This is a genomic window from Streptomyces sp. NPDC057438, from assembly GCF_042802995.1.
Lineage (GTDB): Bacteria > Actinomycetota > Actinomycetes > Streptomycetales > Streptomycetaceae > Streptomyces.
On record NZ_JBHVDD010000108.1, the window covers coordinates 19,154 to 28,068 of the forward strand.

Sequence of the window (8,915 nt, forward strand, 5' to 3'; positions counted from 1 at the left end):
CCGGCCCGCCGCCCCGCCGTGGTGTCGGGGCGACGTGGTGCGCAGGTCGGCCTCAGGCCGCGAAGCGGTCGTTCGTGGTGACGAAGTCGATCGGCCGGGAGGTGGGCCACTCTCGTGCACTGCCCCAGCAGACGGTTGCCTGTCTCAGGACTGAACGGCCGAGCGCAGCTCCGGCAGGGACAGGACCTCGTCCAGCGCGTCGACGTAGAGATCCACGTGCTCGCGGCGGAAGGTCATGGGCGGTTTGATCTTCAGTACGTTGTCGTGCACGCCATTGGGGAAGACGATGACGCCGCGCTCCTTCATGAGTTCGGTGACCATGAAGGCCTGCTCGGTGGCCGGCATCTTGGTGGCGCGGTCACGGACCAGTTCGACGCCGAGGTAGAGCCCTTCCGCCCGCACGTCACCGATGAGCGGTTGGCTCTGCTGGAGCTCGCGCAGCGACTGGGCGAAGTACCCGCCCACGCTCACGGCGTTCTGCCTCAGTCCGTCCTGCTCGACGATGTCGAGCACGGCCTCGCCGATCGCGCAGGAGACCGGGTTGCCGCCGAAGGTGTTGAAGTACTTCATGCCCGTGTCGAACGCGTCGGCGATCTCCCGAGTCGTGACCACCGCCGCGAGGGGGTGCCCGTTCCCGAGCGGCTTGCCCATCGTGACGATGTCCGGGACCACCCCCTGGAGCTCGAACCCCCACCAGGGCCCGAGTCGTCCGACGCCGACCTGGACCTCGTCGGAGATGCACAGGGCGCCCGCCCGCCTTGCAGCGGTGAACACGCCGTCGAGATAGCCGTCGGGGAACACGATGTTCCCACCCGATCCCATCAGGGACTCGGCGATGAAGGCGGCCGGGGGTCGGCCGTCGGCCGTGATCCGCTCGATGACAGCCGCGGCGTCGCGCGCGAACTTGACTCCGGCGTCCGTGTCGTCGTACCCGTAGGTGCTGCGGTAGCGGTCCGGGATGACGACCTCGTGGGTGGTCGCGGGTGCACCGGCGCCGCCGGGGCCCTTGTAACGGTTCGGGCTGATCCCGGTCACCACGCCGGTGTTTCCGTGGTACGCGCCGTCGATGTTGACGATGTGCTGACGACCTGTCACCTGGCGGGCGATCCGCAGCGCCAGGTCGTTCGCCTCGCTGCCCGTGCACACGAGGAAGACGACCTCGAGCGGGTCGGGCAGCGTGGCTACCAGCTTCTGCACGTAACTGGCGATCTGCGGGTAGACGAAACGGCTGTTGGTGTTGAGCTTGCGCATCTGTCGGACGGCGGCGGCCGTCACCCGTGGCTCGGCATGACCGACGTGGGTGACGTTGTTCAACGAGTCCAGGTAGGCCAGGCCGTCCTCGTCGTGGAACCACACGTCCCGCCCACGCACGAGGTTCATCGGGGTGCGGTAGTAGTTGCGCTGGGAGCGGGCGATGTGGCGACGGCGCACCGAGACGACGTCGTCGATGGTGGGGACCGCGGCGGGGGACTCGGTGAACCCGAGGAGCCGGGCGGGGTCGGGTGACAGGTGGCTCCACACCTGCCGTGCGGAAGGCGGCACGACACGAGGCGGCGGCCATGTGGCCATCCGCGCGGTGCGGTGGACCTGCACCTGGACGCAGGAACCGAGCGGGTCCGTGTCCTCGCTCGCGCCGGCGCGTCCCAACGGCGCCCCGACCGGGACTGTCGCCGCCACGGGTGGCGTGTCGTCGAGTCCCCACCAGCATGTCCAGAACTCCAGCCCCCCGACCGCGTGTCGCAGTACCAACGGCATCCCGGCGCCACCGTGGGCCTCGACGACGCCGGACAGCGGGCTGGCAACCTCCTCGGCGTCGGCCATGATCAGCGAGCCGCCGACCTGAACCGTCGCGGGCTCGTCGGCTCCCGGACGGCGCCTGCCCCCCAGGAGCAGCGAGGCGCTGAGGTGGGGCACGTAGCCCCGTCGCCGTCGTCCGTCGAGGACGTCGTCGATGCTCGCGCGCACCGCCCTCGCGTCGTGCCAGTCGACGTCGTCGTAGAGATCACTTGCCGGTCGCAGGTCGAGCAGCTGCGGGGCCGGTGCGTGCGCGGAGCCCTCTCGGGCCGCCTCTGCCAGGACCTCTTCCAGTCCCCGCTGCTCCCGCGTCCGGGGGAGCCCGCACGCGACCCGGAACGTCGCCTCGGCGACGTCGGGACAGACCTCGGCCACCTGCGCGATCGCGGGCCAGGTGTGCTGCATGCGGCTCCGCCCGTACGGGGTGTCGCTCTCGGCGACCCGGCGCGTCCACGTCACGGCGTTCATGCACAGCCGTGCGGCCGCCAACGGATAGACGGCCGCCAGTTCCTCGGCCGTGAGGGGGAGCACCGAGTGGAAGCCGGCCACGACTTCGGCCGCGGCAGCCAGCGGGTCGGCCTTGCGGACCATGGCGTAGCCCGCCGCGATCGCCACCTCTGCCGCGCGCACGCTGTAGAGCGAGTCGCCCAGGTCGACGATGCCCGAGATCCGCAGCACCCCGTCCTCGTCGGCGTCGGCCAGGACGTTGGCGTCATTGAGATCCTGGTGCACGACGCTCCGCGGCAGTCGGTCCCATGCCGGCAGGAGATCGTCGTACCAGCCCATGATCGTGCCCACCGACTCCCGCCGGTCCGCGTCCTGTACCGCGTGCAGCGACGCCTCGACGATCTCGGTGGCCCGGCGCATGTCCCAGTCGTGCGGTTCCAAGCCCACCGGTGGCTCCACGCTGGAGAGTCCGAGGCTCAGCCGCCCGGCGGCTTCTCCCAGCCGACGCAGAAGCGCCGTGGGGTGGTCGTCGAGTTCCGCCAGGACCCGGCCCTCGAGCCAGGTCATCACGCGGACCACGTGCGTGCGGCCCTCGTGGACGACGGGGGCAAGGAACTTCCCCTCGCGTGTCGGGACCAGCCGTGGCACCGGAAGGCCGGGAACGGTGGAGGCCAGGTGCTGGAGGAGCGAGTTCTGCCAGAGGACGTCGGCCGAGTCCGGCTCCGCGCGGGTGACCCGTACGAAGTAGCGCTTGCCGTCGGCGCCGGTGATCCGGACGTTCTGGTCGACCTCCCCTCCCAGGGGGTGCTGGGCATATCCCTCGAGTCCGAAGGACTGCCGCAGCACGTGATCGAGGAGCGAGCCGGGCAGTTGGCCGGCGTGACCGGGGATGGTCGTTCCGTCCTGGCAGGTGGTGGTCGCTGAGGTCATCGGTGCGTTCTCTCTCTTCGTCGTCAGGTCGCTCATCAGTCACCGTGGGCCTGCGTCACGACGCTCGGGTCGTGGGCCGGTCCTCCGCCGCCACTTGGGTCGGCCCTCTGCCCGACGCTGTCAGTCGGGCTCCCGGACGGTCCGGTCGATGCGGTTCCCGGGAGGAGGCGGGAAAGGCGGCCGTGGTTGCGGTCTCGATCGCTCCACGGGCTGCACGGATCTCGACCACGTCGGTGACCGACAGGTCGGCGATCAGGTCCGAGGTGGGCCGTGCGTCAAAGGCGGAGCGTTCATCGAGACCAGCCATCGAGACCAGCCATCGAGACCGGTCATCGAGACCAGCCATCAGCTCACGCGGCGGCCGTCATGGCGTCCCAGGCGACGTTCTGGCCCTCGGCCCTCGCCCCCTGGGCCCCGTAGCGGAAGGCTGAGACTGACTCGAGGGACGCGGTGTCTCTCAGCGGCGCCTGCTCAAGGTGACGGACTGGGGATCAGGTGCCTACGGAAGCGCCATGGCTGCTCCAGCTCCAAGTGGGTGGTCATTCACGAGCCCTCTCCAGCCCGAGGTGATGCGTCAGTGAAACACCGCGGAGAATCCGGCAACAAGGGACGCGAGGCCGCGACATCGGACCTGTATTTTGTGCCTGTGCACAATCTCCGGCAGGAAGCCCCACGGGCATGTCAGCGGCATGTCCCGGAGACGGCCCCGTATCCGTCCGGTGACGGCGGTCGTCGCGAGGGGCGGTCCTCGTGAGCGGCCCGGGACGCCGCCAGGGTGGGGCCCGCCATGACGCCGTGCAGGCGATCGCGCGCCAGCTCCTCGAGGAACGCCTCGACGAACTGACCTCGCGTGCTCTCGAACAGCTGGAAGCCGAGGAGCCCGCCTACGCGTCGGCGGACTGGGACCCGGTCCAGAAACGGGAGGGGATGCGACGAACCCTCGAACTCGCCCTGACCCGGCTGGCCGGCGGTCCCGTGCCCCGGACGGTCTCGCGCGCCACCGAGGACGTGGGACGCGAGCGAGCGGAACAGGCGTTCCCCCTGACCGCTCTGATGCACTCCTTCCAACTGGACCTCAGGACCCTGTGGGAGGCCGTGCTCGCGGAGGGGCGAGCACGTGGCATCAGCGCCGATCCCGACTTCCTCGACGGGTTGATCCGCGTCTGGGAGGCGACGGACGCCAACAGCGTCGAGGTCGTCGACGCCTACCGCCGCACCGAGCGCGACCTGGCGAGCCGTCGTACGGAGGTGCGCAACCGCGCCTTCAGCCGCCTCGTCCTGGAAGGGGAGCAGGATCCCGCGACGGTCGCCGAGGCCTCGACGTTGCTGGGCTTCTCCGAGCACGTCGCCTTGACCGTGGTCGTGGTCGAATCCGTTCCCACCGGGGACCCGGCTCTGTCCCAGGTCGACGATGCGCTGCGTCGGGGCGGTCTGCTGCGTCACTTCGGATGGATGGGTGACGAGCTCCTCGGCATCATCCGTCACGGACGGTGCGATCAAGAGGCCATGCTTGCCATGCTGCGGCCGTTCGCTCCGTGGCGCTGCGGCGTCGCGGAAGTCCCCGGGCTGGCGCTGACGGCGCGGGGTATCCGGTTCGCGCGGGCCGCGATCCGCAGCTCCGCGCAGCCCGGAGTGCGGCATGTGGAGGGCCACTGGGTCGGGGCGATCATGTCGGCGCAGGAGGAGCTCACCGGTGCGATGGCCACCGGCGTGCTGCGCCCACTCCTCGAGCTGCGCGACAGCGACAACATCGTCGAGACCCTGCGCCGGTACCTCGACCTGGGATCGGTTGCCGAGGTGGCCGCACGCACCTACCGGCACCGGAACACGGTGGGCAATCGCCTGCAGGCCGCGGAAGAGGCGACCGGGCTGAAGCTGTCCAGACCGAACGACGCCGCCCGGCTGGTCCTCGCCCTGGCTTGGCTGGATACGGACGCGGGCGCCCGCTTCCGGGCGACGGTGTCCTGACCACCGACTGCTGGACGGGTTGCGGCAACCGGCCGGGGACCGCGCCCGAGAGCGCCACAGCCAAAACGCGGCCGTCAGAGGCCAATGGCCCTTCATGAGGGCGGCGGCCTCGTTCGGCGGGAACCGCACCAGGTTCCTGACAGGACATTGTGCACAGGCACAAAATGCGCGGTCGATCTCGCAGCCTCGCGTCCCTTGTTGCGGGATTGTCCACGGTGCTTCACTGACGCATCACCTCGGGTTGGAGAAAGGCTCATCGCTCTCGGAGCAGTGATGGTGCCGCCGCTGATCACCTGATCAGCATTCACCGTCCCCGGCCCTGCCCGGGGGCTCGTCCTCCAGCGGCGGCCCCTCGGGCACCCCCTCAAGCCCTCCGCCCCTGAACAGGTCGCCGCCAACGCCGCAGCCTTCTGAACCCCCGAGGCGGCGGACCTGGCCGCACTCGACGAGATCGTGACTCCCGGTGAACGAAGTGTCTGATATGCCCGGAAAGAGGTTGAACATCATGCGTCAGATCGTCACCTTCGATGCCTACGGCACCCTGGTCGACTTCCAGCTCGGCCCCACCACCCTGAAGCTCCTGGCCGACCGGCTGGACCTGGACCGTCTGAACGTCGACGAGTTCCTCGACGACTTCCGCATCATGCGGTTCCACGCCGTCCTGGAGGCATACCGCCCCTTCCGCGAGGTGCTGCCCGCCAGCCTGGAGACAGCGATGCGTCTGCACGGCCTGGAGTACCGGCAGTCCGACGGCGAGGCCCTGGTCGCGGCCGTGCCCACCTTCGGCCCCCACCCCGAGGTCCCGGCCGCCCTGCGGGCGCTGAAGTCCCGGTACGAGATCGCCATCATCTCCAACACGGACGACGACCTCATCGCCCAGAACCTGGCCAACATGGGCGTCGAGTTCGACCATGTCGTCACCGCCCAGCAGGCCAAGGCGTACAAGCCGTCCCGCCAGACCTTCGAGTACGCCTTCCAGGCCATGGACATCGACCCCGCCCAGGTCATCCACGTCGCCCAGGGCTGGGAGTACGACCTCATCCCGACCCGCGACCTCGGCCTCGCTCGCCGCGTGTGGATCAACCGCTACGGCCACAACGGCTCCGTCGGAGCCCGCGGCAGCGCCGACTACCAGCCCTACGACGAGCTGCCCGACCTCTCCGGCCTGCCGGCCCTGCTCGGCTGCTGAGGCCGGGACCCGGAGAAACACCCCTGGAGGACCAGGAAGACCCGAGGACGTACCCAAGGGTGCCCACCGGCCGCCGACGCCCACAGCGACAAGGCCATGTCCTGGTTCCGCAAGCAGCTGATCTACGTCGGCAGCTTCGTCATCGTCACCGAGCCGCTGGGCGAGGAGCGGGCCCAGCAGCTCATCCCCCACAACCGTGTGGTCGTGGAGTCCAAGAACATCGGCCACTGCATCCGCCTCACCCCGGGACGACCGCCTCGCCTTCGGCGGTCGGGCCCGCTTCGCCCCCTCCAACCCCGCCTCGGATGTCGAGAGCGGTGACGTCCTGAAGCGGGAACCGGCGGAGACCTTCCCGCAGGTGGCGGACGTGCGGATCGCCTAGGTGTGGGGCGGCACGGTCGGCTTCTCCTGGGCCGCGTTCCGCACGCGGGTGAGGCCAACGGCCTTTACTGCTCCATGGGTTACTGCGGTCATGGTGTCCAGATGGCCACCTGCACGGGCCGCGCCATGGCCGAGCTGATGGAGGGCCACCCGGAGGCCAGCCCCCTGCGCGGCTTCGGCGGGCCTAGTCCCGGTGCCGCTTCACAACGGCACCGCCTGGTTCCTGCCGTTCGGCGGCGCCTACTGCAAGGCGAAGGACCGGCTGCGCTGACCAGCAGCGATACATCGGAAGGGCCATCGGAAGGGCCAGTGGAGGTGTCCGCACTCCACTGGCCCTTGCCTTGTCGTTTCCGGCGCTCGAAAAGCGCGGTCGCGGATCTCGTCACCGGGCTCGACCGCTGCCGTCATACCTGTCTTCGCGCGGTCCGGGCTCCGGGCGAAGACACGGACGGGTGCCGACCCCGAGCGACTGACAGAGCCCGTCCGTGTCTGTCTTCCCGTCCTCATCCGCTCAGGCCCGTCCCGGAGCGGACTCCTCGCGCACCTCAGCGCCGATGGCTACGTCCGTGACCGGTTCACCGGTCACGCCGGCCTCCCCGAACCACAACGGCGTCACGACATCGCCGAGCTCACGGCCGCCGACGAACTCGACCTCGCCTGCATGGACCCGTCCCTCCCGGAACAGTGGGAAGGCGAACTCCTCGCCCTGTTCACCGGCTTTCGCCTCTGCTCAGCCGGCCTGCCTGGTCGTCCTGCCAAGCCGTTCTCTGGCGTGAGAGGGGGCGGACCTTGCTCGCCCTGAACACCTACGTGACGCATCATCACAGGTCAGGGCCGACCGGAACACTCGGCAAGTCGGTGAACAGTACCTTCTTCCCCTGGGTCGCGACGACTGGCTCGCCCGCCACTTCACCCGCGACGGCCAGGCGCTCATCAGCGAAACCCGTCCGGCCGGTCGCCAGCCCTCGGCATCGCACGGAGCGGGAAGGCCGCCTCCGTGGCCCCGCGCCACGGTGAGCGGGCGCGTGGCCCCTGAACGGTCGGCCGATCGTCGTTCACGGTGTCTCCACGGGGACCCCCCACCCCGGGGCAGGCCCGAGGAACGGAGGGAGTGCCCGGCCCCTCTGACGAGCCCGGCTGACCTGCGCGGGAGCAGCTTCGGGTGGAACCGTGTCCGTCGGCGCGTCCACGGGGCTGACACATTGTCCGGATGTGGCGTCCGGGCCGGACACATCGCGCGTTGGCGCGGTCCTCGTCCGCCGGGATGCTCGGGAGACCCCAGCAGACGGAGTACCGAGGCCCGGGAGACGTACATGACTGCACTGTCGCCGCACCTTCGCCAGGCCACGCCCGTGGTGGCGGCTCGTGGTGAGGGCGTCCACCTCTTCGACGAGGACGGTCGCCGTTATCTGGATTTCACTGCCGGTATCGGCGTGACCAGCACCGGTCACTGCCACCCCGAGGTCGTGGCGGCGGCTCAGGAGCAGGTGGGCTCGCTGATCCACGGTCAGTACACGACGGTCATGCACCGGCCCCTGCGCCGTCTGGTCGAGAAGCTGGGCGAGGTGCTGCCGGCCGGTCTGGACAGTCTGTTCTTCACCAATTCCGGCAGTGAGGCCGTGGAGGCTGCGCTGCGGCTGGCCCGTCAGGCCACCGGCCGGCCGAACGTCATCGTCTGCCACGGCGGCTTCCACGGCCGTACGGTCGCGGCCGCCGCCATGACGACCTCCGGGACCCGCTTCCGGTCCGGCTTCTCGCCGCTGATGAGTGGTGTCGTCGTGACCCCGTTCCCCGCCGCGTACCGCTACGGCTGGGACGAGGAGACCGCGACCCGCTTCGCGCTGAGGGAGCTGGACTACACGCTCCAGACGATCTCCTCGCCCGCCGACACGGCCGCGATCATCGTCGAGCCGGTCCTCGGGGAGGGGGGCTATGTGCCTGCGAACCGCTCCTTCATGGAGGGCCTGCGCGAGCGCGCGGACCGCCACGGCTTCCTCCTGATCCTCGACGAGGTGCAGACCGGCGTCGGCCGTACCGGCCGCTTCTGGGGCCACGACCATTTCGGTGTCACCCCGGACATTCTCGTCACCGCCAAGGGCCTGGCCAGCGGATTCCCGCTGTCCGGCATCGCCGCCCGCGAGGAGCTGATGGCCAAGGCCTGGCCCGGCTCGCAGGGCGGGACGTACGGCGCGAACGCCGTTGCCTG

The 8,915-nt window shown here is 69.9% G+C and carries 5 protein-coding genes; 4 read left to right on the forward strand and 1 reads right to left on the reverse strand.

The features are described from left to right. Positions 1-144: 144 nt before the first annotated feature. Complete coding sequence (locus ACFU5F_RS37310; protein ID WP_383897449.1) at positions 145-3,171, reverse strand: aminotransferase class III-fold pyridoxal phosphate-dependent enzyme; 3,027 nt, start codon at positions 3,169-3,171, stop codon at positions 145-147. Positions 3,172-3,921: 750 nt separating this feature from the next. Between ACFU5F_RS37310 and ACFU5F_RS37315 the strand changes: the two genes are divergently transcribed. The 4 genes from ACFU5F_RS37315 to ACFU5F_RS37330 form a co-directional block, all read left to right on the forward strand. After that, complete coding sequence (locus ACFU5F_RS37315) at positions 3,922-5,139, forward strand: PucR family transcriptional regulator (RefSeq protein WP_383897452.1); 1,218 nt, start codon at positions 3,922-3,924, stop codon at positions 5,137-5,139. 505 nt (positions 5,140-5,644) lie between these two features. Continuing rightward, positions 5,645-6,328: a haloacid dehalogenase type II gene (locus ACFU5F_RS37320; RefSeq protein WP_383897454.1), complete on the forward strand. Its 684-nt coding sequence runs from the start codon at positions 5,645-5,647 to the stop codon at positions 6,326-6,328. Positions 6,329-6,424: 96 nt separating this feature from the next. Further along, entirely contained in the window at positions 6,425-6,649 is a 225-nt protein-coding gene (locus tag ACFU5F_RS37325; RefSeq protein ID WP_383897457.1) for a hypothetical protein, read from the forward strand. A gap of 1,373 nt (positions 6,650-8,022) precedes the next feature. Next, positions 8,023-8,915 (forward strand): aspartate aminotransferase family protein (locus tag ACFU5F_RS37330; RefSeq protein WP_383897460.1); only part of this gene is annotated, 893 nt, incomplete at its 3' end.